Origin of the sequence: Bacteroides fragilis NCTC 9343, assembly GCF_000025985.1 — a bacterium.
GTDB lineage: Bacteria > Bacteroidota > Bacteroidia > Bacteroidales > Bacteroidaceae > Bacteroides > Bacteroides fragilis.
The window spans coordinates 4,505,962-4,531,619 of the sequence record NC_003228.3; the positions used below are offsets into that span (position 1 = coordinate 4,505,962).

The window sequence follows — 25,658 nt, forward strand, 5'->3', positions numbered from 1 at the left end:
ATGAAGTTGTTCAGCTCCCTGCCATCCCCCCTCATCCTTCCATCGTTTGGAGCCGGTCATAATACAGTTTCATCCTGTTGAGGATTTCCTCACTATACCATCTACCAAGAGACTCTTGCCGCCTGAGTTCCTCACAAACACGAAGCATCTCTCCCGCCCTATCGTACAAAGTTGTATAAGTTCCGTCCGGATGCAATGTACAGGCAGTAGAATATATCTGCAACAGCCTTACATAGAGTGCTTCCTTTGCCTCTCTATATTTTTTCTCAAACAAGTGCTTACGGCTATATTCCAGTAACTTCTCAATAATCAATTGAATGGAAGCAATCCGCCTGCCCGCTGCCGTCGCCGTCATAATCGATCCTTCCCGTTGCCGGTAATAATAAAAATCAATATCGGCAACCGTTATTTTTTGAGCGGTTGTCAGCACCTGAGGAGTCCATAATTCATCTTCATGAACCAACCCCGGTTCAAAGCGAAATCCATTCTGTTCAATAAAATCCCTCCTATATAAATAATTGTATACCATGGGGACATAACACCTGCAATCCATCACTCTTGAAAAATATGTACTACCGGACACTACGGTGCCTGTCGCAAACAACTCTCTGCCCCTTCTTTCCCAACTTTGCACCTGTCCATCGGCATGCACCGCCAGTGTGTTTCCCGAAACAATATCAGTACGGGTCTTCGCTGCAATAGCACATAACACCTGCAAAGCATTCTCTGCCAGCCAGTCATCACTGTCCAGAAATGCCAGATAATGCCCGGAAGCATGTTCCATTCCGGTATTTCGTGCAGCAGAGAGCCCTTGATTCTCCTGTTCCACATAAACGAAACGAGCATCCTTACCCGCATACTCCCGCAGCAACCTCCCGGAATTATCCGTCGATCCGTCGTTCACCAAAATGATCTCAATATCCGTTAAAGTCTGCTTCTCTAAAGAGTGCAGACATTCCGCCAGAAAAGGTTCCGTATTATAGACCGGAACCACCACCGAAACTACCGGTCTTTTTACCTCTTTCATATCCCTCCCAATTTTAGTTCGTGTATTTTTTGGCAAAGCCTGATTAACGGATTGCTCCGGACTTGCTCTAACTTATTTGTAAACGACAATAATAAAGGCCGTTTCCTCCATGCATAAAAACGTTCATACAATGCCTCGTCATCATAGCATTGATTCATAAAAGCGGCTACTCCCTCGGGAGAATCGAAAGTACAAATATCCAGAAAACAATTTTCTCCCGGAGCAAATTCCCGAATATTGGGAGCTCCCAGATAGACCGGAACAGTACCGGCCAACAAAGGATTGAAAAACTTTTCTGTCACATAATCCTTCCCTATCGCATTCTCAAAACTTATCACAAACTGATAATCCCCGATCACACTAAGAAGTGTATCCCGTCCCCGATCCTCAACAGGTAATTCACAATTACGGTATAGTTTCCCATACGAATCGATGTCGGTATACTGCATCAATTCCTTAAGATACTCTTGTCGGTGACTCCGGTTCATATCACTCGAAATAAACATACATGCCTTCTTCTTATAAGGCTTTTCCCTCCGTGCCGTAACCAGCATCTTCCCATAATCCGGTCCATAATAAGGATACACAATATCATCCTCCTGATGATACCCCATCCATAAGTCAAAACTCTCTCTGAACTCGGGATCCTTCGTCCAACTATAATTCTCTTCACATTCCAGACTCCATCCCACCCAAAGCTGTCCTTCCCGCTTATCGATTTCATCCTCCATCACCGAAGGCAAATCGGGCAAATGGAAAACCACGGCATCCGCCTTTGCAATGAGGTTTCGATCAGTCGTTATCACACAGCCCCCAGGTAAATCTTCCTTTCGGAACTCGAGTGGAAATCCCCACATCGTATTATAAAAAAGAATCAATATATCCATCTACCATCTATCTTTTATCAAGCTGCGAAACACATTTATCTGCCACTATTCATTCTATCTCTTTCAACTTTTTCCACGGAATCCTCCCTTTACCCGTCATGAAGAAATAAGCGAATACCGGTTCCGCCCAACGTACGGCAACAAAAGGTTTATATCTCTGTTGTAAATTTCTATACGACAGCTTCACAAAGGTCCCTAAAGGTATAAACCTCTCCGGATGTTTCCGGTAAGACTGCCGATAGCCCTCTTCATGCTCCTTCATCAGGGCACGCAAATGAAACCAACAAAAGCCGACATCCAATATTTCATTCGGACAACGCATCACCTCCACCCCCCGATGACGGCCATCCAGCTTCGTTTCCGTCATATACCTGAATATCCGGTCCTCAGACACCTCAAAAAAGAAAGTATCACGCACGCCATTAAACGGAGGGAGTATCTCTTTGCTATCAGGCTCCGGATGTTCCTGCCCCAACCCTACCATCCACTCCCGGTCTTTCCGGAACAAGTTAATGCCCGACATCGAGACAGGCACTTTATACCGGATGATCATCTTCTCCAGATAAGAAGCATACGACGCATGTGTCCACAACGCAATTCGTTCCAGCCACCTGAACGGTCGCATCTCTATACGGTTGAAAGAGTCCACATAAGCCCGATACAGGTTGTAAGAGATACATTCTGCCACGTTGAACCGCACTTTTTTATCAGAACGGTAAGCATCACAGATATGTTTCAGCCGATCCGTAAAATAAACCTGATCGGCATCGATCTTCACTGCGTACCGATAGCTTGCTTTCGACAATGCATAGTTGCAATAGCCTGCCAGCGTATGGATAGAGTCCGGCGGCAACAGCTTTGCCTTCTCCAACTCCTCCTCATCCAGATCGATCGGATATACAGACGGCTGATACTCAAAGACCCTGATTTTATCCGGATATTGTGCCGCCTTCTGCCTGAGAATCTCCGGCGTACGATCCGTACAATCATGATAGACAGCTATCAACTCATCCAATCCATCGATACACGAATCAATGCACATCTCTAAAAAATCCTCACAATTCTTACAGCGCAATAACCCCGATACCCCGACGGGCCGTTCGCGTGTCAACGTATCCGTATCAACCACATAAATCTCCTTCAACGTAACAGGAGGCATTTTTTCTTTAATAAACCCTACCATATTTCGGAGAGTTTCTTCTCCTGTTGCCTGAAACCACAGAGGTTGTTCCTTCTCTATCCTCTGTTTAAAATCTTCATAATTCCCCAATATCCGGGACAAACCGCCGGTCAACTCCTCTTTCGTTTTCGCTATCATCCCCAACCCCTCGGCTTCCACATCCGGAGAATACCGCGATCCCTCAGTCGGATCGTACACCAACGGGACAGCACCGTGTGCCACTCCCTCCATCAAAGAAGAAGAATAGTGTGCCACCCCTACCCGTGTGCGGGCAAATACCTCTGCCAGCTTTCCATCCGTTACCATTTCTATATTGGGAATCTGCTCCCATTCCATGCGTACCTCCTCACCTATCCTGAACTCAGGATGTTCACGCACCAGAAACCGCCGGGCGGGAAATTCCGCGGCAACCGTCCCTATCAGGCGGATCATCTCTTGAAGATACCTTTTGTCACTCAGAAAAAAAGGTCCCTGCAAGAAAAAAGTAACACACTCCTTTTTCGTTTCATTACGTGGTTCCACCTGATACATATAACCCGTCGGGACAAAGTCCGGCAACGGATTATGCTTCTCCCACAAAGTCCGGAAGCCTTCCCCCCACATCAGATAGTACCGGTAAGGCATCCTCCTGAAAGCAGTGTGCATCAATGACGGCCATCCCTGCTGGATACACAAGGTCGGTATTCCATAATCACGCCCTATGGTGGCAAGCAATAACTGCTGGTAATGGCAGCCTTCCAGAAAAATCAATCCTTTAGGTTGCAAGATCCTCATCAATATATCAAATGTATTCGCATATTGAAAAATCAAGGGAAACCACTCTTTCAGAAATGGATTAACCAATGGAACTGTTTTGGTAAATTCAAGAGTAATGGCCGTTACAAAGTCCGGCAACTCCGTTTCATCCGGAATCTCATATTCCGACAAGAGCAACACCGGTTCTTCCAGACGTTCAATCAACGGAGTCAGATAAACCAATTGACGGGCATTATAAATATAGATCACCAACTGCCCGCCATAAGGTGCCAGTGCCTCATACCATTCATGGTCGTAGATTTTGTATTCCTCTTCCTGTCGCTCCCATTCTTCCACCTGCTTATCGGCCAGTATCTCCTTTACGCTACCCAATGCTTCCCCACAGCTCTTTCCTTCTTTACGTAACCGGTCGTACTCCTCTCTATGCCATGTGAACTGCCAGAATAGTAAATTGATCAAAGGCACGCCCACATCATGCCCCCCCATTTTCAGCCAATGTTCCCTCTTTTCCCGCAACTGATTCACGTAGTCAGACAGCACCCTATCCAGCACCTCATAATACTCCACATAATAGTCCCGTCTATCCATATCTTTTTTTATTAAAGCCCGGTTTCAATATAATGTTCAGCCAGTCTCCAGTCCGCTTCTTCATCGACATCTATCATCCCTGCAGGACCAACCTCCACCACCTTCACAACTCCCGAAAGAAGCTGCCCGGAGTCCAGTATTCTTCCCACCGTAGAAGCATAGAAAGCTCCCGACTCTATCAGAAAACCTTTGTACTCCTGTCGGCGAGGTTTAGTTTCGAATGAATAGTCCAAAGGTCTCCCCTCATCACTCCAACGAAACTTCTTCAAACGGCAACAGGCAACATAGGAATCCGCCTCCCCCCTTTTCATCTCTTCTACAAGCCCCCTTAGTTCTTGTGCAGTCGTAAAAGGAGAAGTAGCCTGTAACAAAATAAAATCATCATTCCGGTCCGGCTTACGATAATTAAGATATTCCTGTACAACTTCCAGGCTGGAAGCCTCATCCCTTGCACTCCACTCACTGCGCCTGAATATCTGTACAACTCCTTTGTAACGGCCTCGTATCAGACTCTCCATTTCATCACAATTGGTCGCTACACATACCTCGTCCGCTATGCCGGAAGCAAGGATGGTATCGATAATCCAACATACCAGAGGTTTATCCCCCAGCAGACGCAGGTTCTTACCGGGAATACCTCTACTCCCTTTGCGAACCGGAACAAAACAGAAAGTACGATTCATAAGCTATTATCATTTATGGTTTCACATGACAGAGGTTCGGTTTTCCAATAGCCAATTCATAATTAGAGGGCGAAGGACACAGCCATTGGTAAATGCAGTCACAACAAGGATAATCATTTCGTATTTTCCGCCATGCTGTATTATCAAGCATTTCTTTGTTAACAATATCAATCAAACTATCTTTATAGATATTTCCCAAAACTAAACTATTCAAATTAGCATATACGTCTCCATTAACAGAGATTGATAACGAACCGAAAAAATGTGAATTCATTTTTTGATGAGCAAAAATTTGGCTCATTGAGTATTGAGATTGCAGGATATCCCCTTTATCCATATAAACATATTTTTCAAAATAATCCAAATTACATCCTACATAGGTCGAATGTATTGAATAGTCATTAATAGCATATTTATGTACAATCTCCTCCGCCTTAGCATATTCATCTATTTGCGTAACATAAAAATGAATCTTTATTTGTAAATCTCCTAATAAAAAGATACAATTTCGCAGTAATTCTTCTTCCATGGGAAAAGGAACAATCACATCATAAAAAAAATCTGAATCTAAGATTTTATTACCCACAAAATCAGCATAATGACTCCAAATATGAATTTGACCTTTAAAACCTGATAATAAAAAAGGAATATCATTATAATTAGGATACTTCCAAATATTTCCACCAAATAAATTCAACCGACCTACCACTCCATATCGAATTTGTGCTATAATAGACTTCAAAGCAGAGATATCAAGAACTTGAGACGTCTCTGTTTCTGCTACGCGACAGCACAAATTTTGCTGTGAATATTTACTGCAATATAAACAATGATGATCACAAACATTATAAAGAAAAACATTTATTTCTAACAAATTAAACAAAATATCTTCTCCTATACCCCTATCTTCTATTTGCTGTAATTTATCCACATCACATTGTAAATTAAGAATAGGCATCATTTGTATCGGTTTATCGGGAAAAGATGCCACATCTATAACACCTCCCATTTCCTTTAACACAAAATCAGATATAAAATTTGAGTAACATAGCTCTGTCAACATTTTCCCTTCACAAAACACCGCACCAAGATTATCTCTTTTATGTAACTGTCGTAATAGCCCTATTACATTCTCATTTTCCACCTCTAAATACTCCCAATTCTTAGTATTATATAATAGAGCCTTCTTACCCTTTATACAACAATATACATAAGGCGCAATTACCAGCCAATAATTCTTATCTACTTGAAACATATTATACCCTATTTTATTCAACCATCACATTTTCCATAATTCGATAATATTCTTCCGGATGCTTTCTTAGAAAATCTATTTGTTTTGCTTTATAGATTTCAAAAGCTTGTTTACTAGTAAATCCATAGCAAACAGGACAAGTATCCAAGTTATTAAGATTGAAAATACATTGTATACAAGATTCTGCTTTGTAACATTTACTACATTGATTTTCCATTTTAGCATAATAAGTATTATACTTATCTGCAATTGCTTCTAAATCAAGTTCAACACCGCTATCTGCCGTTACCTTTCCCAATGCAAATTGTTGTCCTATGCGTTCGCAAGGTAAAATCTTACCAGTAACAGTGACAAACATTCTTTTACCAAAAGGGATACAAGTACCGGTAGGAATTGTTTTTTTAGGTTTACCATATTGCAAATCAACATAACTTCGAAAAACAAACCCACTATACTGATGGAGAAAATTGGTAAGAGTCTGATAAGTAGCTGATTTTAGAAACATATCCTGCTCTATTTTTTCATAATTCTCTGCTTGGTGTAAACTTTCTTGTGAATTACGATACGTTTTTTGGAAAAGTTCTACCTTATCCGGTCGAATCCCCATATTATTCAACTCTCCAATACTGGGTACTTTATTGTAACGAGTTTTAAAGAAGTGATAAATAGAAGTAACCGAATTACGATTATGTAATACAGCATTAAAATTTACTTTTCTTTCAAAGAACTCAGGGTATTTATTTCGTAAAACATCTATATTTCTGATAATATTGGGATATGCAGGATCACCCACCTTATTCACTCTATAGGAAGTGCCATATTCATCACCATCCAAACTGATAAGCAAATTGAAATCATGTGCCACCAAAAAATCCATATGACGTTCAAGCAACAAAGCATTCGTTGTCATTGAAAAAGTAAAATTGCGATATTGGCAATGCAGTTTTTCAATATACGTCACCACCGATTCAATAAATGGCATATTTAATAAAGGTTCTCCCCCATAGAAACTGATATATACGTTACGTTTAGCTGACGTATTATATTCTGAACCCCATAAATCAACTAAATAATCAATTAATTTCAAAGAAGCGGACAAACTAATTGTGCTATTTTCACGCTTATCATAATCATTATAAAATTCACCATACGCACAATACTTACAACACAGATTACAAGCATCTGTCACTTCAAAAGTCAGCTGACGCAGGTTAGCTAATTGATACTTAATATCATCAACTGTAATATATTTTTTTTTCATCGATTATATTAAATTTCTTTGTTTTGCCATTTCTATCACAAAAGAAGACAAACTGTATTCAACGTTATCATATACACAAGTAAGCTGTTTACAATTTATAAGTGCATCGTAATTTTTTTGTATACATGGTCCCATACACAAAGGTAAAACTCGACAATTTTCACAACGTTCATTCTCAAATGTAGCCTTTACAAACATCTTACTCAATATTCCATCGTTCCAATCAATCTCTCCAGATTTTAACAAATGGCCAAGAGTTAGTTCTTCCCCATAATCACGTGCTGTACATTTAAAAATTCTACCATCGTAATTGACAACATAATGATTGATACTATCCGCATAACAACACTTATATCTAAATGGCCTATATGCCCAAAAACGCGAACGAAAACCAGCCTTCTCAAATTCAACTTTTGCCTTCTCTAATAACTTTCGCATTTCTTCTGTACATGAAATCTGCCACACTCTCTGAAAATCTACAGTAATGCACTTTATACTTTTTTCCGTAAAATCATTTATTATATCTTTTATATTCTTCAAAGTTTGTTTATCATAATTTACACGCAAACAAATTGAAACATCTGGAATTACCTCAGAAAGCAAATTAATATTGTCAACCACATCTCTATAAGTACCATGTTTATCAGAATAACGTTTAATCAGGTTCTGGCGGCACTCATTACCATCAATAGATATCTGAAAGAAATCAAAGTTCATGTCCTTCATATATCGAATTCTATCTTCACTCAATAAAGTAGCATTAGTAGTAATTTGTTGCCTAAATTTCACATTATTCTGTAATAAAATTGGGAATACTGAATCTGATATCTTTTTGATTACTTCATCAAAATACATTAGGGGCTCTCCACCAAACCAATCCAATAAAATTGAATTTGCTTTTTTTTGTGTCACTAATAAATTAATGTGCTTAATCAAATTATCAACTATTTCATCGCTCATTCGTTCTCTATCATATTTTGCCCCAGCATATGCAACAGAACAATACCAGCACTTTAAATTACAATCTAAAGTCGGATTTATTGTAAGATGATAATCCCGATTCATAAATATACACCGCTTATTTTGTAATTTCAAATACGCCAACTCATCAAAATCTGGACTTATAATAAATCCTGACCTCTGAAAAGCAGAATACAATTCAGGAAATTTCTGTCGAAATGTAGGCAAATGTTCCATCAAAGTCTCAATTATAGAATAATCCTTAAGACTAATTGGTAGTATCCTGTTAGTAAGCGAATTATAGAGCAGGATTCCATTATAGTATTCTATTTCAATATTGTATCTACTAGCTTTATCATTCATATCATTACCTATCTAATATTATTATTTCATTCAATCACCTTGAACCTCTTTTTTATCAATAACCACCGGTATCTTATAAGATTTACCTTGACGGACAATATCGTATATCAATGTGTCTTGCCGGCTTAGCTCCGCATCCTCTTCCAAAGAGATCATTTTAATAGGAATTTCATTTATAGCAATAATTTCATCACCTTCTAACAAGCCAGATTCTTTAACATAATTACCTTCATAATCGGCAATTTTAGTAATAATAATTTTTCCATGGCTATTCATACGGGATGACATGTGGAATCGTTTCTTCCGAGGGTTGACCACTCGTTCGTAATTCTTTATTGGCTGCAAACCTAATCTTTGTGATTTCATGTCGAAAAAAACATTAAATCTTTTAAGAAAATTCAGACCAATAAGATAATCACAAGGTACTTGATTAGGTTGATCAAATATATAAATCCGCAAAGAATCAAGTTGTATGCCACTAAACAAAGTAACATTTACATTATGATGACTATAATATCCAGATGGTGCCTGCGTCCAAACGGCATTCTTTTTCTTAGAAAAAAAGGACAATTCAGAAGCTTGAGCCATCAGAGCTATGTCTTGTGGCATACCTGTATCTACAAGATAAGTATGAGTAAGCATCAGTGTGTCTCCATCAGCACATCTAATATTTAAAGGCAGATTAACATAAAAAAGTGAGCTTTTATCATTTCCTCTTACAAAAGGAATCAGAATACAATTCTTAGGCATAATAAAATCTTGAAATGAATGGATAACCATATAATTATGTTCAAAGTTAAACTCCCATATATTAACAGTATCATTTTGTGGAATATTAAACAAACCATCTGATTGAGTACCTCCCATGTAATCTCTCCAATTATAAACTAACATTTTATCATATATCAAATTGGAATTCCCTACTTTTATAGTCGGAACAATTGTATACATAGATGCGGGCATACGTAATACAGACCATGCACACCCATATGGAGCAATAGTGTCAGGAGACAAATTCGATAAGATAGAAGAGTGAGCTGAACAAAAAGTAGAGTCAACAATAAAAGCTCCCAAAGAAGCCCCACTATCAAATGCCAAATTTGAAACAATGCTATCATTAAATAACACGGGAAGCACTATCTTTCTATCTAAAGAATCAATTGTAAAGTAAGTTCTTGCATCTCTTTTATTCCCTTTGGATATTTTCGTACAACTACCTAAAACAGTAGCTTGCAAAAAAAGAAAAACAATACACTTTATCAGCCCATTGCCTATAATTAACTTCATATTCTTTAATTTAGCTTTCCACAAGAGTAATACTGCTGAAAGTTAATTTCAGCAGTATTACAAAATAAAGGACTACGCTCAATTGTTCATACAAACAAATATAAACGCCCAATCAATTATTTTCATATACCACACGAGTGTCCTTGAGTCGCCCCACAAAGAGCATCTTGAGGCATAACAGGAAAATCCGGAAATTTCGGAAATTCCGGTTTGGGGTCAGTAGTAGAACAACATGGATGAGAACCATCTGATGTATACCCATGAGCATTATTGGCACTATCATTAGCACTAGTACTAGAACCACCGGGTTTACCTTCATAATTGCAACCACATTGGCAGCACCCAATAGTACCACCTCCCAAAACACGACACATCTCACGTTCATTCAATTCAGCTTTTGAAGCTTCATTCAGTTTCAGTTTTCTTAATTTCATACTTTAATCATTTTAAAATCAATATTTAATGTTCTTCGTAAAAATCACATAGATTTCCAATGTTACAGGTATTTGTTAGAACAAAAAAGAAAGAAACTTAATAGTCCAATATATAACAAACAAGCCATATTCAACAATATATTTCAATCACCTTGTATTTCTTCTTTATTAACAGCTACAACTATTTTAAGAATCTTCTCTTTACGAATAACTTCATATAATAATGTATCTTGCTTTTCAAACAAACGATGATTTTTATAAAGATAATCTTCATAATTTTTTCCATTCACAGTTTTAATTTCATCGCCTTCTCTTAACCCAGCAGCTTTATAATAATTGTCCTTAGAATCAGCGACCCTAGTAATGACCCACCTCCCATATCTATTTTTTTCAACCAAAATATGAAATCGCTGATGCAAAGGATTAACAACACGAGTAAAATTAGGTATTGGCTGAAAACCAATTCTTTGATGTTTCATATCAAAGAAAACATTAAATCTTTTAAGAAAATTCTGCCCAATCAAATAATTAGATGGCGCTCTATTAATAAAATCAAAAGTATAAACTCGTAATGAATCCATTCTCAAAGTATCAGCTAAAATAGCATCTACAGGACAATAGCGATGATATCTATTTAGATATTTAGTCCAAACAACATCCTCCTGTTTATTAAAGAAAGAAAACTCATTAGCTTCTTGCATTAAGACGATATCCCAAGCCATTCCCGTATCTATCATGAACATACGATTTATCATTAATGTGTCACTACTAGCACATTCCATCTTAATAGGTAATCTGACATAGAGTAAATTAGGATATTCTTTTTTTCTAACTAATGGAAATATCAAACTATTATCAGGCATTCGATAATTCTGCGCCAAATGAATCTCCATATAATTATGCTCAAAGTTCAGCTCCCACACATGCATAGTATCGTTAGGAGGGATATTAAACATTCCTTCTGAAGAACTATTCATATACCATTTCCAATTCATAATTTGAGTAACATCATATTTCAAAGACACCTTTCCAACCCTAACAATTGGGGCATTAGAATAAATAGAACAAGTGACAAGAAAGTTAGCCCAACCAGAGCCATTTCGTAATTGCGCATCTGAAAACAAACGATGTTTAATACTAGAATGTGTTGCACAAAACATCGAGTCTAACACAAATTGTCCTCCAGTATCAAATCCTAAGCGAGCCGTGATACTGTCATTCAATTGTACAGGTAAAACTATCTGCCTATCTTTTGGATTTATACAAAAATATACCTTTCCCCCACCATTTATAATCTCTGTATATTGTTGAGGATAACCACAACTCACACAAATTATGAAAAACAAAAATACAGAACACAATCCTTTATTCATTGGAAACATATAATTATTAAGAACAGTACTATTAAATATTTCATATAACAGTACCGTTCTATTTTACCCTATTTAAAAATGTCCACAAAGAGCATCTTGGGGATTCCAAAATGGCGGTGGTGTTATTTCAGGAAATTCCGGTTTGGGGTCAGTAGTAGAACAACATGGATGAGAACCATCTGATGTATACCCATGAGCATTATTGGCACTATCATTAGCACTAGTACTAGAGCCACCGGGTTTACCTTCATAATTGCAACCACATTGGCAGCACCCGGGAGTACCACCTCCCAAAACACGACACATCTCACGTTCATTCAATTCAGCTTTTGAAGCTTCATTCAGTTTTAGTTTTCTTAATTTCATACTTTAATCATTTTAAAATCAACATTTAATATTCTTCGTAAAAATCACATAGATTTCCAATGTTACAGGTATTTGTTAGAACGAAGAAAAAGAGCCAAACAAATACCTTAGTAACTCAAATTATTTTTCCCCAACATCCAGATTGTGATGGAAAAAGTAAAGCGTAAAACATAAGTCAACTCTCTCATATACATTCTTTTTTAATTTCTATTTTGAATCGTCACAAGATCACCACATAATAGTATTCAAAAAACTAAATCAAAGACAGCAATTTATTCTTAACTATAAAAAGACTCAAATGCCATCCTCATTTTTTCTAATGAAAAAGCATCTTTATATCGACACCTATTTAACTTACCAACCTCTCTCGCCCAACAATCATCCGTTACTATTTTCAATAAACATTTCGACAGTTCTTCAACTGATAACCTTAATTCATTTTGATCTTCCTTTAATATCAATCTGCACTCTACATTTTGATGATGAATCATTTCACTCAATCCTGTGGTATTAGTGATAATTAATGGTAATCCATGCATCATCATTTCTATGGCTACATAACTGCATTGCTCATGAAAAGACGGCATCACTCCAACATCTGCAATTTGATAAAATTCATATAATTTCTGTTTACTAATTTTCCCTATAAAAGTAATCCTACTCCAAATGTCTGCAGACATCTGTAAATACCTACTATAATTCCCGTCTCCCACTATTAACAAACGAGTGTTCGAACTCTTTTTTATCACCTTTGCGAAAGCTTCTATCAAATAGTCAACCCCTTTTATATCATCCAAACGCCCTACAAATAGAATTAATTTCTCTCCTTCTCCAAAAAATAAATCTCTTTTTCTTTGCATTCTCTCCACTTCATCCAAGAAGATAGCCTGATCAATTAAACCATTGTATATCAACGTTAGTTTACATTCTTCAATTCCATAAAATTCATTCAGCAACATCTTAGTATATTGAGCCAAGCATATTATCCTATCTACTTTTCTGTAAAAAGATACTTCTTGCTTATATTCGTCATATATGTATTTTTCTTCCTCAGTTCTATCGTTCTCAGCTTTATCCAAAACGGTTTGTAACCTCTTTATATTCCCTTTCAAAGTGAAGCACCAGTTCAAATAATGTAAAGTCAACACAAATTGGCTGGTAGGATATATTTTCTTCAACAAGTCAACCAATGGTTCATGATGTAAATAATTAAAATGAAATACATTATCTTCACTTGAATCTACATACAATGCCAACAAGAAAGCAACACTTCTATAATATCGTTGAATTTCTTTCTCACTCCTCCAATCATACACTTTAGGAAAAGTTAGATAACGAACATTATTATCTTTTTTTTCAGTCAGTATCCCATCCTCTGAGTTCATACTAACTACAGTCAAACGCAAAGAATCAATACTGCTAAGACAGTTTATAACTTGAATTATATATGTCCCAATACCATATTGTGCCGCACGACTATCACTATTTATCAAATATATATGCCTCATCGCAATAAGTATTTTAATCCTTCAACCCACAACAAAGCTTCTTTCTTCTCTCCGCCAGTTCTCTGTGACGTTATCTTTCCCAGAACAACGAGATACCAATCATCTATTTGTTTACCCACTAAATAGTCTAACAATAAAGAAATTCCAGGATGGCAGACTTTATTCGGAACATTCTCACAAACACCTCTTAAATCATCCAAATACATCTTATCGAATGGTTTCTGCAAATATCTCTCAGATGACAATAAGCGTATTAACACATACCACGCCAACCCTTCTATCCCCGTATCAAATGAATAGTCTTTTACACGTCGTAAGTCACGTTCCATTATTTTATTATCAAGTTCTGTTAAGATATCATTAGAACCACATTCAACAAATCCTTTCTGCATAAAATACTCTAATCCCCATCCAATTCCTAATAAGCCATTTCGAATCCCCCATGGAGTATCTATTCTAATATCATCATACACATCCCCAATCAGTTCATTTGCATAGTCACTATAAAGCGAATCTCCACAAAAATGAGCATAATGAAAAAAGAAAAGTGAAATGCCTATTTTGCCACGCAATAGCCCTAAATCCTTACAACAGGCACTATATAGTATCTGATAATTAGCTATTTGTCTCAATAATTGTCCATTCATCTCAACTATATTTTTACCAGGATTTAACATATGCACGTAATTCATTCTGACCCATGCTACAAACTTTTATAAATTCCATTCGATTAATAAAAGCTAACTTTTCTATAGAATATCTGGAGTTCTCTCCCCTAGGATGCCATAAGTGGTATAATGGTCCTCCATTTGTCCAATGTACAGATTCTCCCAATATTTCCATCCTTCGAATACGCTCAGCATCTTCAGGTCCCCAACTGATAAAACGTTCATTATCTCCCCCATATCTCAAATACTTTTCACGATCTACAACAAAAACTCCCCCACAGGAAGGACGCCACATCAAACGAGCATACATATCATCATGCGAAACTAAATGATCATACCTTTGTCCAGAAAGTATATATGCTTCACTTTGTTTTTTTGAAAGCATTTTTACCACTCCATTATATGGTATACTCATCACATATTTTCGTTCTATAATTGCTTGTATTGAGGCCTCCAACTGCGACAAAGAAAATATAATATCAGCATCCCAAATAGCAACTATAGGAGTAGAAATTTCTCTTAATAATAAGTTAACATACCTCGTTTTGTGATAAACTAAATTTTCATCACGTTCATAAGTATAAGTAATTTTACTACAGATATCATCAGGGAACTGACACTCTTCACTTCCTGCATCCCAAACATGTACCCTCATCCCAGACGAGGATATATAGTGTAATAAGGCTAAAAGATTTCTCTTCCTCTCCCAACTGTCTATCCTCACAGGAATTCCAATAGTAATTTGCTCCAAATAACTCATAGATTGTACCTATTCATACATTTTTCAATTAAAACTGATACTTTTGTCCGATAAAAACCTGTAGGGTATAAGTCAAACAAAAAATCAAGTAAATCATCAATAGATTCGTTTGTATATTCCAATCTTTCCTCCAACCAATCAATCAAATAAATAAGATACTCTTTCAGGAAAGCACTTGAAACCGTATCACCTTTCAAAAATGTTGGAATAATCCTAATTAGAATATATCGTCCTAAACCTACAATTCCGTTATTTAATGAAAGTCCCGACATACCATAGGCATGTATACAGCGTGCAGCACATTGATCTATATCCTTTAAGACTTCATCAGCATCACCTTCCATATAACTATTTTGAATCAGATATTCAATCCCCCAACCAATCCCCCATAAACCACTACCAAAAGAAATAGGTATAGACGAATCAAGATGTTCATAAATCTCATCAAGGAGTTCACAACCAACATCTTCACATGTCAACTCACCGGAAAGGCGTGCATAGCGAAAAAGAGCAATGACAATCCCCATTTTTCCGTTGGTGAGTCCTAAGCAGGACGTTCTACGTCCTGCCTGAACTAACTCCCTAACCAAAGAGTTGTGCATAATGAACTACTCTATTATTCCAACCGGAAATCTCCATAAACATCAGTTCCACGCGGAGTAGTAAACTTTAAGGAATACTCACCCACGCCCCAAAGCGTCAGATCAAAAGTCTCTGTATCTCCAGAAGATACCGACAATGACTTCTGTATCACTATCACTCCATCTTTATAGAGTGTAATGGTCATATCCATTATAGGAGCTTCAAAACTAAGAACCAAGTATTCAGAGCCTGAAATTTCAGCTCTAATGGGAATATCTTCAACGATCGATTTCTGGAGCTTATCATTAAACAAACCTTTTAAATCAACTGGACTCGTGCTTCCGTTTGTCTTTGCCATCATTTGAAGCGGCAAGACTACAAGTAATAATGTAAATAGCATACTTTTCATAATCACTAGAAATTGGTTAATATCGCAAACATAAGTTTTTGTTTTCATAAAAACAAACAGTTCAGGACTTATTTTGGAGGTTACCAGACCACGACAAGACATATAAATCGCCTATATAATATGCCATAAAGCAGAAATACATCTTTCCACGAAGACGTATAATTAACATAAAAAAAGGTATTAATATTTTAAGTCAGAACTTCGTCCGCAAAAAATCTCCCAAAGAATTTATATTCTTTTTTAAATCCATTTTTGCGTCCAATTTCTCTCTTATTCGGAAAATTGCTTTATTTAGGGTATTCTTGCTTTTCCCTAATTTTTGTTCCATTTGTTGGGTGGAAAGATGTTCATAAGAGAGTACACAAAGAAGCGATTCATAAGGGGTAAGCTTCAAATGGGGATCACGCAGGAAAGCAACTAATGGAGCATTGTAAAGTTTATAGATAGTAACCACAGCTTTATAACAATCCTCCGAAATCACTCCCTCAGCATCAAAGTAACGGTAAACGTCCAATTCTGCCAATAGTTCTGAACGAGCGTCATCAACCTTCCGCAACTGTTCTTGTAAAACAAGTAAGTCTTGTTCCATTTTGTTATTAGTTTGACTCACATCATCAGCTCTTTGTTTAATTAGAGCGAATTGCTGTTCAATGCTCTTTTTTTCATCAGTCAAATCAATCAGACTTTTATTATAATCCTCTTTCATTGTAGATGCCTCTTTACGGATTCGTTCAATCTGATCATTCATCTCTTTTATAATCTGCTTCCCTTCATCCAACTCTGCTCTCTGAGTAATAAGTTCGCGCTCCTTCGTCCTTTTATAACGTTTGTATACATGAAAAACGTAAGCCAAAGATATCGCAAGTAAAAGTAAGCAGAGAATAAAGCAATATAATAACAATCGGCTAATTTTATTTTTCTTAATTAATATCTCCTGATCGTATTTAGCCTGAACCTCTACGATGCGCTTTGCTTGTGAAAGTTGATAAACAGAATCCGCAGACTGGATATAAAGCGGCACATAGTGTTCTATATCTTGAAGATTCTGTTTACTGACAGCTTCGTTCAGCAAGGAGGCATATACTGCCTTTCGGGTATAAATATTCTCTGAATTCAGGGCTTTATGCCATAAAGAATCAACTAAATCTCCACGATTTTGTTTTGTATAGATTGTAGCCAATACAGCATATGAACGGAGTTTGTCCTCCGGAGTACTTGGTAATTTCAAAGAAGTGTTCACTACTTGTTCCGCTCTACCAAATTGATTGGTGAGCATATAAAAGACACCCACATTATGATAAATATTAGCTTGCCAGGCAGCATCAATATCCGGCACATAAGACAAAACCTCACTAAAAAGAGAGTCTGCCCGATGCGTCTCTCCTAAATAGACAGATATCTTAGCCATATCCTGTAATCCGGAAGCCGTCAAAGTTGGATTTTGTATGGTTCGATAGCAAGGCAAAGCCTTTTCATAATAAAATAATGCCTTCTTATAATGCTCTTCATCCCTATTCAAATGTCCCAGATAGCTGTAAATCAATCCTACTAAATAATAATCAGTCAAATCCGGAATCATAGATTCCGCTTTTTTATATAGGAGTGTAGCACCCTCTAAGTTCCCTTGTTGCTGAAACACCCTACCCTTATAAAACAAAGCTTTAGCTTTACACTCCGCATCACCTTTATTTGAATAATAGCCAACAGCTATTTGTATCAACGAATCCGAACTCAACGGTAAATCATTCTTATCCATTGCCTGGGTCAACAGTAGGCAATAATCAGCTTGGTTTTCTCCCGTCAACTTTTCCGGATCCGGTATTTGATGAAGATACACTAAAGCACTATCGGGACATTCCTCCATACACATTTCGGCCTGACGTAACAAACGGGCTACTTGCCCCTCAGAACGCCCATCGGTGCAACTTACCAAAAACAAAACAAATAACAATACGCAGCAGATATAAGATGATTTCATCTGTCTTCAAATATAATCCAAAATAAAGAATAAAATAAGTTCTATGAACCCATTCCTCAAAAGTACAATTATATTTTTAAATATCAACAATAAGTAAAATAAAGAATAGAACAGACCTATTCTTTTTCCGGAAAAGTATATATCTATCCGGTGGATCATTTAATAATTTTATCGCAAATACCTTGTCGGTTATTACAGCATATTGTTTCTTTAATAAGAAACCCGCCATTGATGTGGACTTTGTCAATGACGGGCAGTTTAGATTATTCTAAGATTGTATCGAATCACGTTAATATTATTATTTCATTCAATCACCTTGAACCTCTTCTTTATCAATAACCACCGGTATCTTATAAGATTTACCTTGACGGACAATATCGTATACCAATGTGTCTCGTCAATTTAACTTTGTATTCTCTTCTATAGTGATCATTTTAATAGGAATTTCATTTATAGCAACAATTTCATCACCCTCTAACAAACCGGCTTTTTTAATATAATTACTCTCATAATCGGCAATTTTAGTAATAATAATTTTTCCATGGCTATTCATACGGGATGACATGTGGAATCGTTTCTTCCGAGGATTGACCACTCGTTTGTAGTTGTTTATTGGCTGCAAACCTAATCTTTGTGATTTCATATCAAAGAAAACATTAAATCTTTTAAGAAAAAGCATTAGTTTTTCAGTGGTTCTACCAAAGGCTATACTATAAATATTATTCCTTAAATTTAGCGATAAGCAACACCGGATTATCTTCGTCATTCAATTTTGAAGCAATCTCTTTCAACTCTCCTTTCAACTTTCCTTGCCCGTTAAGTTCGATGAGCTCCTCGGCCGGATAATATTGTATGGCATAGTTTTCAGGCACTACATGATAATTGGCGGACAATCGCATTTGGAATGCCGGAATATTGGTAGCGGACACTACATCCCTGTTTACCAGATCGACCCGGCAATATTCATTAGTGAACCTGTCATACAAATAAGATACCGGATCAGAAACACGGTTGTTCTTCACATCTATATCCTTTACTATCGTGTACCAAAGCAAATAACGGCCGGTCATCACATCAACCGTCGCTAAAATCGGAATATTGTTTTCGCTTGTATGGTTCCGGCGGACAGTCAATGGAATCAAATGGTCATCACGATATACATACGCCGTATCCAATGAATAATCGGCAATCAGAATATCCGAACCAAAACGGGCTACGGGAGACATTAATAAACTTACATAACCAAACGCACCGTCTCCTACTGTATAAGACAGTCCATCCCTTATTCTCTCCTTGACCGTGATGGGAATCGACGTTAATTTCCCGTCTTTCTTGGAAATCTTGTAATAAGGCGTTTTATTAACAGGATACTTCCCAATCTGAGAGTCGACAAGGCGATAATCTTCGCCAAACAGGAAATTTTCATCATACTCAAATATCGAAGAAGCAAACATGCGGTTTTGCGGCAGTTTAAGCGTGCGCCTGTATGCGCCGCCATAACCATACACCTGAATTCTGCTTTGTAACCCGTCATAGATGAATATCTCCCGGGCTTTTTCATCGATGCAATAACCGCTGACAATATCTCCATATTCTTCCCCGCTCATGCTTGTATGGTTAAAAGAATGAAGGTATTTTCCTGACTTGTCAAAGAAGATAACATCACTTTTCTTGTTTACGGTAACAAGAAAGCTGTCCGTCATAAGGATGGGACGGATACCGACCAATGAGCTGTCACCTGTTTCCAACACGACATATCTTACATCTGCGATATCCTGAAGAATGATTTCTTTCTCGGGGTATTGCTCCTGCAAATCAAAAACAGGCAATCCGGTGAACGGCTCGACAGGAGTATTTACACATGCCGGCTTCTCTTTTTGAGAACTACCGGTACAGGCCACCAACGCACTAAGCACTAAAATCAAATATAGGTTTTTCATTATAAATCTGTTTAAAAATGTATAAAATATTTCTCAGATAGAATCTGCATGAACAGCTTTTTCCTCCTTCTCCACCTTCACTCCGACCTGTTACAGATTTGTGCATAAAGCCCAAATATACCAACAAATAGATGACTTACTTTCATTTATATCAAATTATGATTGTATCAACACCATGAACCCATCCTCAAAAATACAATTATATTTTTAAAAATCAACAATAAGTCGAATAATTCCGGTTGGTGAAATTCAAAAAAGGTATCAAATTCTTTTATTCAAATTAACACTGTTAACAGTCATTCCAAAATATCTTTTTTGGAGGATGCAAAGAACAAGTCTTTTGCATTTAAAAGAGCTGTTCCTTATCACCAAAAGACTTGCTTTAACAGTGTGTTAAAACAAGTCTTTTACCGGTAAACAGCAAATTGATATAAGCATCTAACTTACAGAATAATAATCAAACAAATCAATTCATTTTCCAGAAGTTTCACTGATATATTATATAGGAAGATAATTACTATTTTGACAAGTAGAACACATAGTATCCCCAAATGTCATTTATTAACAAAGAAGAGCTAACTGCTTCCAGCGGTATATACTCTACATCAGCTACTTCACGTATTTCAATACATTTCACTGGATAATCACGGGCTTTATCAATGCCAATCACCGATAGAGAGAAATCTTTATTTCTCAAAAGCCTATTTTAGCCTTTCTTTATCATAACGCCCAAACCATATTCTCTAGCTTTGCATTGATTCTACTTATTTATATTTACATATCATTAATATATCATTATCATCTATACTCAATCGGGATGCAATATCCTTCAGCTCCTCCTTCAACCCGCCTGCTTGATATTGTTCAATAAGCCTTTCCGCTGTAAACATGCTTATACCATAATTTTCTCTATCAGCAGACTGAAGTATCATAGTCGGCACAGGCCTTTCTATATCGGAGGAATAATTATAATCATACATTTTCCATTCCGCAATCTTGCCTGTATGCCTGTTTAACACAAGCTCAGGAGCATCCGCCATAGGAGACATAGGAGCAGAAGGATTATAGTACATCGGAATTATTCTAAAATGCAAATATGAATCGGTGTATAATTCACAAGCGACAATGACCGGTGGATCTGATGCATATACCGAAGGAGTCTGCACGGCGATAGGAACCAGTTTGTGATGACGATAGCTGTAAATAGTATCCAAAGCATAGTCGGCAATCAAGAAAGCATCGCCATTTTTTATCAGCGCGGTTATGAGAAAGAGGACCTGATCTTTATAAGCCCCTCCGGGAAATTTGACGATCTCTGTATGTACCTTCTCACTGATAGGTTTATCCACAACAATCCCGATGGAAGACATCTCTCCGCTCTGTTTATCGATCAGATAGTAAGGATGCGTATCCACCTTTTTCTTTTTACGAAAGTCATAAAACCGATTATAACCTATCAGATAATCCTTATCATAATTATACAGATCGATAAATGTGCAATCCTTCATAGGCAAAGCATGACTACGCTTATACCGCCCATCAAAAGAATAAATATATATCTTTTTCCGGAACGAATCATAGATGTATATTTCTTGCATGCCAAAATCGGCATCCCATGCGGTTATAGAACTGTACTCTTCAGCAGATCCTCCTCTCCGGTTAAAAGTCCACAAGTACCTCCCTTTTCTATTAAAGAAAAAGATATTGCCATTATCAACACCACTTGCGACAGTTATATAATCATCTGAAATCCGAAAAGCGGAACAATCCGACGCAAGTAGTGAATTACGTGTCGTTTCTAAAGGAACATACTCTACATCGGCAACATCATGTATATTCACTTTCTCAACAGGATATTCACAAGTAACATCTATGATACACAAAGAGGAATCCATGTCATTAGAAACCTTTTCTTTAGTATGAGAGCAACTACATGAAATGAGAAGCAGAAACCATAAATAGATTTTATCCATAAACCTAAATTTTACAAGTATTATTATACTTACTGATTACGTCCAAAGAATCTCAGGTTACATACCGTTATACCAGGTCTTTCGTCTAAAATATATTCCGTTTCAATCTTTCAATTTATAGAAAGCAATAATCGGATTATCATCCTCGCCCATTTCATCAAGAAGCTTCAGCAGTTCGGCCTGCTTCTCAGGGAACTTGACCTTAGCTTCAGCGACGTTGCGCCTTACCTGATCCAAATTATCCGGTGTGATTGCAAAATAAAAACTATTTTCACCTGTATACCTAATTCCATCGAACGATTGAGAACCGTCAATATCATTCGTTATACCCGGACTTTCGATCGCCATCCAACCGATACCTTTTAAAGGAGTCTGTTCCCAGGAATCTATCTTTTCTGTCTTTTTATCGTACCGGCTGAACCACATCTTTTTATTATAGGAAAATTTAAAGAGCAGACACTCTTTATTTTCACAAACACTCTGCATCATTATAAAATCTTTCAGACCAAGATCCTTAACGTCATATCTTCCCAAAGGCAAACCATATTTACCAAGAGATAAATGATAACGAGGATAAATGGAGTCACAGGTAATGCCGTAGATCGTATCGTTGATTTGAGAATAGACATTACTCCTCCCTTGATAGATCCACGAAGCATCAGAGGAAAGATTCATCTCCGACTTATCACCTCCAGCAGGCAAGTAAGGAATTTGCTCCATCAATGTCTCCCCTTTTCCATTCACAACACAAGCACTTATAAAGACGCGTTCATTTCCATTAGAAACAGTGCCGGGATAATAAATCAAGCAATCCTCCATCACATCAATGGCCTCACTATAAAAATTCGGCCATTTTAAAGGAATCTCTTTAACAAAGATATTATCCCGCATATCATAGACTGTCAGACTGCCATTACGGCTGAACGGATAAATAAATACCAAACTGTCACTGACTGTGAAAAAGTTAATATTAGTTACCTCTCCGGGGCCCTGACCTACACGACCGATTTTACGGATAAACCTTCCCGAAGTATCAAACATCATGACATGGTTCTGATTTCTTGAATAAATAAAGACAAACTTCTCCGTCCGCTTTAGCTGCTTTATATCACCGACTAATATACTATCCTGCGTTTCCAGCTTCACATACTCCACACCTTTCACGATGTCACTCAGCAGTAAAGGCTTGCCGCAATCTTTCAGGTTGTTAGCAAGATCAATGTCTTTAAAGGTTTCTTCAACCGGTAAGGTATCATCTTCTATAGTAACAGAAGAAGAAGGCTTACTTGTGCACGCGCTTAAAAAAACAGTGCACAGAATAATAAAACGATATTTGTATTCATACGCATTATTTTAAATAAAGATTTAAGAAGAAGACATTGCCAAAGTTTCCTTCAATATAGATCATATAAGATACACTGAAATAGATTCTAATGAATTAATATTTTTAGTTTAACAGTTGATTGGGTGAGTCACTTACTCAACTGATATTTGTTTTAAATTATAGATTCCATAAAGAGAATTCAATCTTTCAATTTATAGAAAGCAATAATCGGATTATCATCCTCTCCCATTTCATCAAGAAGCTTCAGCAGTTCGGCCTGCTTCTCAGGGAACTTAATCTTAGCTTCAGCGACGTTGCGCCTTACCTGATCCAAATTATCCGGAGTGATTGCGAAGTGAAAACAGTTTTCGCCTACATTATCGAAGTCTTTGAACGATTGAGAGCCGTCAATATCATTCGTTATACCCGGTGCATCGAGTATCATCCAATAATGAGCTTTAAAAGGAGTTTGCTCCCAAGAGTCGATCTTCTCCGTTTTTTTATCGTATCGGCTGAACCATAACTTTTTATCAAACCAAAATTTTATGCTTTGAAACCAAGTGTTTTTAAAAGATGTGCAAGGATAATGCAACTACGCTAAAAATCAAATGGTTATAAAACATATTTTTAGCAGCGAGGCAAAAGGAAAGCAAAAAAAAGCAGATTTGGAAAGGAGTTAGGTTACCAAATCGTAACTCCGCCAAATCTGCTATAAAAAGAAGCGTAATATATTGTATTTCAGTCTATTGCTTGTTTTTGCATAATATCAGATAACTCAACAGAAAGTAAATTTGTAACTAAAAAAAGTTGAGTTATGCGAAGTACATTCAAAGTATTGTTCTACACAAAGAACCAGTCTGTAAAAAATGGTAAGGCCCCGATTATGGGCCGTATTACAGTCAATGGAACCCAAGCGGGTTTCAGCAGTAAAAGAACAGTGTCCCTTTCCTTATGGGATGTAAAAGCCAACCGTGCGAAAGGCAAGTCCGAGGAAGCACGCACGCTGAATCAAGAACTTGACAACATCAAGGCGCAGATAACAAAGCACTATCAGTACATTTGCGACCATGACAGTTTTGTTACGGCCAAGAAAGTATATAACCGCTATGCAGGTTTCTCAGAGGAATGCCATACTCTTATGGTGCTCTTCAGAGAACAGATTGAATCGTATAAAGAAAAGATAGGCAAAGGAAAGGCGGAAAGCACCTACCGTGGATTGGTTGCCGACTACAAAAGTCTTTTGCTTTTCATGAAAACCCAAAAGAACATTGAGGATATAGCTATTGACGAGCTTGAAAAGTCGTTCATTGAGGATTATTACACATGGATGCTCGGCACGGCAGGCAATGCGAATGCCACCGCTTTCAACCGTGTCAATACCATGAAATGGCTGATGTACATCGCACAGGAAAAGGGTTGGTTGAGAGTTCATCCTTTCACATCCTTCGAATGCAAGCCGGAATACAAGAAAAGATCTTTTCTTACTGAAGAGGAATTACAGAGAATCATCCACGTGGATCTGAAATACAAACGCCAGCGTGCCATGCGGGACATGTTTCTCTTCATGTGCTTCACCGGTCTTGCATATGCCGACCTCAGAGCCATTACTTACGATAACATCCATACCGATTCCGACGGAGGCACATGGTTGATGGGCAACCGTATAAAAACCGGAGTGGCCTATGTCGTGAAGTTATTACCCATAGCTATTGAACTTATTGAGAAATACAGAGGTGTGGACGAGAAGAAGGATTCCCCCGATTGTGTTTTCCCCGTAGGTGAATACAACACGATGTTCCTCAGCCTCAGAATCATCGGCAAGAAGTGCGATTGCCATACCGAAGTCACCCCGCATATCGGACGTCATACATTCGCAGTTCTGGCCATTCTCAAAGGGATGCCGTTGGAAACCCTGCAAAAGGTATTAGGGCATAACTCCATCCTTTCCACGCAGGTGTATGCCGAGCTTATCAATCCAAAAGTGGGCGAAGATACCGACAAACTTTGCGAGAAGATAGGCCATGTTTATAAACTGGCCGTCTAAGACCGACCAAAAGGAATGCCCCTTCAGCCGGCAGGCCGGAGGGACATTCCTT

The 25,658-nt window shown here is 37.5% G+C and carries 22 protein-coding genes and 2 pseudogenes; 2 read left to right on the forward strand and 22 right to left on the reverse strand.

Going from position 1 to position 25,658, the window contains the following annotated elements:
- Positions 1-31 precede the first annotated feature (31 nt).
- From BF9343_RS18455 to BF9343_RS18535, 17 genes are all read right to left on the reverse strand, one after another.
- On the reverse strand, positions 32-1,027 hold the full coding sequence (locus BF9343_RS18455) for a glycosyltransferase (protein WP_005804212.1): 996 nt from the start codon (positions 1,025-1,027) through the stop codon (positions 32-34).
- Positions 1,024-1,914 carry a glycosyltransferase family 10 domain-containing protein gene (locus tag BF9343_RS18460; RefSeq protein WP_010993581.1) on the reverse strand — a complete coding sequence of 297 codons (891 nt, stop codon included), beginning with the start codon at positions 1,912-1,914 and terminating at the stop codon, positions 1,024-1,026. The genes BF9343_RS18455 and BF9343_RS18460 overlap by 4 nt, the downstream gene beginning before the upstream one ends.
- 49 nt (positions 1,915-1,963) lie before the next feature.
- Complete coding sequence (locus BF9343_RS18465) at positions 1,964-4,438, reverse strand: glycosyltransferase family protein (RefSeq protein WP_010993582.1); 2,475 nt, start codon at positions 4,436-4,438, stop codon at positions 1,964-1,966.
- An 11-nt stretch (positions 4,439-4,449) separates the two neighbouring features.
- The gene (locus tag BF9343_RS18470; RefSeq protein WP_005799099.1) at positions 4,450-5,121 is read right to left on the reverse strand and encodes an acylneuraminate cytidylyltransferase family protein; all 672 of its coding nucleotides are present in this window, start codon (positions 5,119-5,121) and stop codon (positions 4,450-4,452) included.
- Positions 5,122-5,134: 13 nt separating this feature from the next.
- On the reverse strand, positions 5,135-6,376 hold the full coding sequence (locus BF9343_RS18475) for a TIGR04150 pseudo-rSAM protein (protein ID WP_011203565.1): 1,242 nt from the start codon (positions 6,374-6,376) through the stop codon (positions 5,135-5,137).
- 13 nt (positions 6,377-6,389) lie between these two features.
- Positions 6,390-7,637, reverse strand: a complete 1,248-nt coding sequence (locus BF9343_RS18480; RefSeq protein ID WP_010993584.1) for a radical SAM peptide maturase — start codon at positions 7,635-7,637, stop codon at positions 6,390-6,392.
- Between the two features lie 3 nt (positions 7,638-7,640).
- The gene (locus BF9343_RS18485) at positions 7,641-8,960 is read right to left on the reverse strand and encodes a radical SAM/SPASM domain-containing protein (protein ID WP_010993585.1); all 1,320 of its coding nucleotides are present in this window, start codon (positions 8,958-8,960) and stop codon (positions 7,641-7,643) included.
- Between the two features lie 30 nt (positions 8,961-8,990).
- Positions 8,991-10,247: a PDZ domain-containing protein gene (locus tag BF9343_RS24025; RefSeq protein ID WP_032557533.1), complete on the reverse strand. Its 1,257-nt coding sequence runs from the start codon at positions 10,245-10,247 to the stop codon at positions 8,991-8,993.
- 122 nt (positions 10,248-10,369) lie between these two features.
- Positions 10,370-10,681 carry a TIGR04149 family rSAM-modified RiPP gene (locus BF9343_RS18495; RefSeq protein WP_010993587.1) on the reverse strand — a complete coding sequence of 104 codons (312 nt, stop codon included), beginning with the start codon at positions 10,679-10,681 and terminating at the stop codon, positions 10,370-10,372.
- Positions 10,682-10,824: 143 nt separating this feature from the next.
- Positions 10,825-12,054, reverse strand: a complete 1,230-nt coding sequence (locus tag BF9343_RS18500; RefSeq protein ID WP_032557545.1) for a tight junction protein ZO-3 — start codon at positions 12,052-12,054, stop codon at positions 10,825-10,827.
- A 72-nt stretch (positions 12,055-12,126) separates the two neighbouring features.
- Complete coding sequence (locus BF9343_RS18505; protein ID WP_010993589.1) at positions 12,127-12,420, reverse strand: TIGR04149 family rSAM-modified RiPP; 294 nt, start codon at positions 12,418-12,420, stop codon at positions 12,127-12,129.
- Between the two features lie 278 nt (positions 12,421-12,698).
- Positions 12,699-13,928, reverse strand: coding sequence for a TIGR04157 family glycosyltransferase (locus BF9343_RS18510; protein ID WP_010993590.1), 1,230 nt, complete (start codon positions 13,926-13,928; stop codon positions 12,699-12,701).
- A complete protein-coding gene (locus BF9343_RS18515; protein WP_010993591.1) occupies positions 13,925-14,575 on the reverse strand; it encodes a glycoside hydrolase family protein in 651 nt (216 codons plus the stop codon). Before BF9343_RS18515 ends, BF9343_RS18510 begins: the two co-directional genes overlap by 4 nt.
- A gap of 13 nt (positions 14,576-14,588) precedes the next feature.
- Entirely contained in the window at positions 14,589-15,356 is a 768-nt protein-coding gene (locus tag BF9343_RS18520; RefSeq protein ID WP_010993592.1) for a galactosyltransferase-related protein, read from the reverse strand.
- Entirely contained in the window at positions 15,353-15,958 is a 606-nt protein-coding gene (locus BF9343_RS18525) for a glycoside hydrolase family protein (RefSeq protein WP_010993593.1), read from the reverse strand. The genes BF9343_RS18520 and BF9343_RS18525 overlap by 4 nt, the downstream gene beginning before the upstream one ends.
- Before the next feature lie 14 nt (positions 15,959-15,972).
- The gene (locus tag BF9343_RS18530; protein ID WP_005791826.1) at positions 15,973-16,449 is read right to left on the reverse strand and encodes a DUF3244 domain-containing protein; all 477 of its coding nucleotides are present in this window, start codon (positions 16,447-16,449) and stop codon (positions 15,973-15,975) included.
- Between the two features lie 91 nt (positions 16,450-16,540).
- Complete coding sequence (locus tag BF9343_RS18535; RefSeq protein ID WP_010993594.1) at positions 16,541-18,325, reverse strand: coiled-coil domain-containing protein; 1,785 nt, start codon at positions 18,323-18,325, stop codon at positions 16,541-16,543.
- 155 nt (positions 18,326-18,480) lie between these two features.
- Between BF9343_RS18535 and BF9343_RS24030 the strand changes: the two are divergent.
- A pseudogene (locus BF9343_RS24030) lies at positions 18,481-18,597 on the forward strand (IS982 family transposase); the annotation flags it as partial.
- Positions 18,598-18,722: 125 nt separating this feature from the next.
- Here BF9343_RS24030 and BF9343_RS18540 read toward each other — a convergent pair.
- The 5 genes and pseudogenes from BF9343_RS18540 to BF9343_RS18565 all read right to left on the reverse strand — a co-directional run.
- On the reverse strand, positions 18,723-18,968 hold the full coding sequence (locus BF9343_RS18540; protein WP_025814822.1) for a PDZ domain-containing protein: 246 nt from the start codon (positions 18,966-18,968) through the stop codon (positions 18,723-18,725).
- Between the two features lie 76 nt (positions 18,969-19,044).
- Complete coding sequence (locus tag BF9343_RS18545) at positions 19,045-20,265, reverse strand: 6-bladed beta-propeller (RefSeq protein ID WP_010993597.1); 1,221 nt, start codon at positions 20,263-20,265, stop codon at positions 19,045-19,047.
- Positions 20,266-21,029: 764 nt separating this feature from the next.
- Positions 21,030-22,238 carry a 6-bladed beta-propeller gene (locus BF9343_RS18555; RefSeq protein ID WP_010993598.1) on the reverse strand — a complete coding sequence of 403 codons (1,209 nt, stop codon included), beginning with the start codon at positions 22,236-22,238 and terminating at the stop codon, positions 21,030-21,032.
- Positions 22,239-22,340: 102 nt separating this feature from the next.
- Entirely contained in the window at positions 22,341-23,384 is a 1,044-nt protein-coding gene (locus tag BF9343_RS18560; protein ID WP_229729451.1) for a 6-bladed beta-propeller, read from the reverse strand.
- 377 nt (positions 23,385-23,761) lie between these two features.
- Positions 23,762-24,106 (reverse strand): annotated as a pseudogene (locus BF9343_RS18565) (6-bladed beta-propeller); the annotation flags it as partial.
- A gap of 270 nt (positions 24,107-24,376) precedes the next feature.
- Here BF9343_RS18565 and BF9343_RS18570 point away from each other — a divergent pair.
- Entirely contained in the window at positions 24,377-25,606 is a 1,230-nt protein-coding gene (locus BF9343_RS18570; RefSeq protein WP_010993601.1) for a site-specific integrase, read from the forward strand.
- Positions 25,607-25,658 lie beyond the last annotated feature (52 nt).

Bases quoted from the DNA above. Each gene is read 5' to 3' on its own strand.
- BF9343_RS18455 (WP_005804212.1), bottom strand. From the start codon at position 1,027: ATGAAAGAGGTAAAAAGACCGGTAGTTTCGGTGGTGGTTCCGGTCTAT.
- BF9343_RS18460 (WP_010993581.1), bottom strand. From the start codon at position 1,914: ATGGATATATTGATTCTTTTTTATAATACGATGTGGGGATTTCCACTC.
- BF9343_RS18465 (WP_010993582.1), bottom strand. From the start codon at position 4,438: ATGGATAGACGGGACTATTATGTGGAGTATTATGAGGTGCTGGATAGG.
- BF9343_RS18470 (WP_005799099.1), bottom strand. From the start codon at position 5,121: ATGAATCGTACTTTCTGTTTTGTTCCGGTTCGCAAAGGGAGTAGAGGT.
- BF9343_RS18475 (WP_011203565.1), bottom strand. From the start codon at position 6,376: ATGTTTCAAGTAGATAAGAATTATTGGCTGGTAATTGCGCCTTATGTA.
- BF9343_RS18480 (WP_010993584.1), bottom strand. From the start codon at position 7,637: ATGAAAAAAAAATATATTACAGTTGATGATATTAAGTATCAATTAGCT.
- BF9343_RS18485 (WP_010993585.1), bottom strand. From the start codon at position 8,960: ATGAATGATAAAGCTAGTAGATACAATATTGAAATAGAATACTATAAT.
- BF9343_RS24025 (WP_032557533.1), bottom strand. From the start codon at position 10,247: ATGAAGTTAATTATAGGCAATGGGCTGATAAAGTGTATTGTTTTTCTT.
- BF9343_RS18495 (WP_010993587.1), bottom strand. From the start codon at position 10,681: ATGAAATTAAGAAAACTGAAACTGAATGAAGCTTCAAAAGCTGAATTG.
- BF9343_RS18500 (WP_032557545.1), bottom strand. From the start codon at position 12,054: ATGAATAAAGGATTGTGTTCTGTATTTTTGTTTTTCATAATTTGTGTG.
- BF9343_RS18505 (WP_010993589.1), bottom strand. From the start codon at position 12,420: ATGAAATTAAGAAAACTAAAACTGAATGAAGCTTCAAAAGCTGAATTG.
- BF9343_RS18510 (WP_010993590.1), bottom strand. From the start codon at position 13,928: ATGAGGCATATATATTTGATAAATAGTGATAGTCGTGCGGCACAATAT.
- BF9343_RS18515 (WP_010993591.1), bottom strand. From the start codon at position 14,575: ATGAATGGACAATTATTGAGACAAATAGCTAATTATCAGATACTATAT.
- BF9343_RS18520 (WP_010993592.1), bottom strand. From the start codon at position 15,356: ATGAGTTATTTGGAGCAAATTACTATTGGAATTCCTGTGAGGATAGAC.
- BF9343_RS18525 (WP_010993593.1), bottom strand. From the start codon at position 15,958: ATGCACAACTCTTTGGTTAGGGAGTTAGTTCAGGCAGGACGTAGAACG.
- BF9343_RS18530 (WP_005791826.1), bottom strand. From the start codon at position 16,449: ATGTCTTGTCGTGGTCTGGTAACCTCCAAAATAAGTCCTGAACTGTTT.
- BF9343_RS18535 (WP_010993594.1), bottom strand. From the start codon at position 18,325: ATGAAATCATCTTATATCTGCTGCGTATTGTTATTTGTTTTGTTTTTG.
- BF9343_RS18540 (WP_025814822.1), bottom strand. From the start codon at position 18,968: ATGAAATCACAAAGATTAGGTTTGCAGCCAATAAACAACTACAAACGA.
- BF9343_RS18545 (WP_010993597.1), bottom strand. From the start codon at position 20,265: ATGAAAAACCTATATTTGATTTTAGTGCTTAGTGCGTTGGTGGCCTGT.
- BF9343_RS18555 (WP_010993598.1), bottom strand. From the start codon at position 22,238: ATGGATAAAATCTATTTATGGTTTCTGCTTCTCATTTCATGTAGTTGC.
- BF9343_RS18570 (WP_010993601.1), top strand. From the start codon at position 24,377: ATGCGAAGTACATTCAAAGTATTGTTCTACACAAAGAACCAGTCTGTA.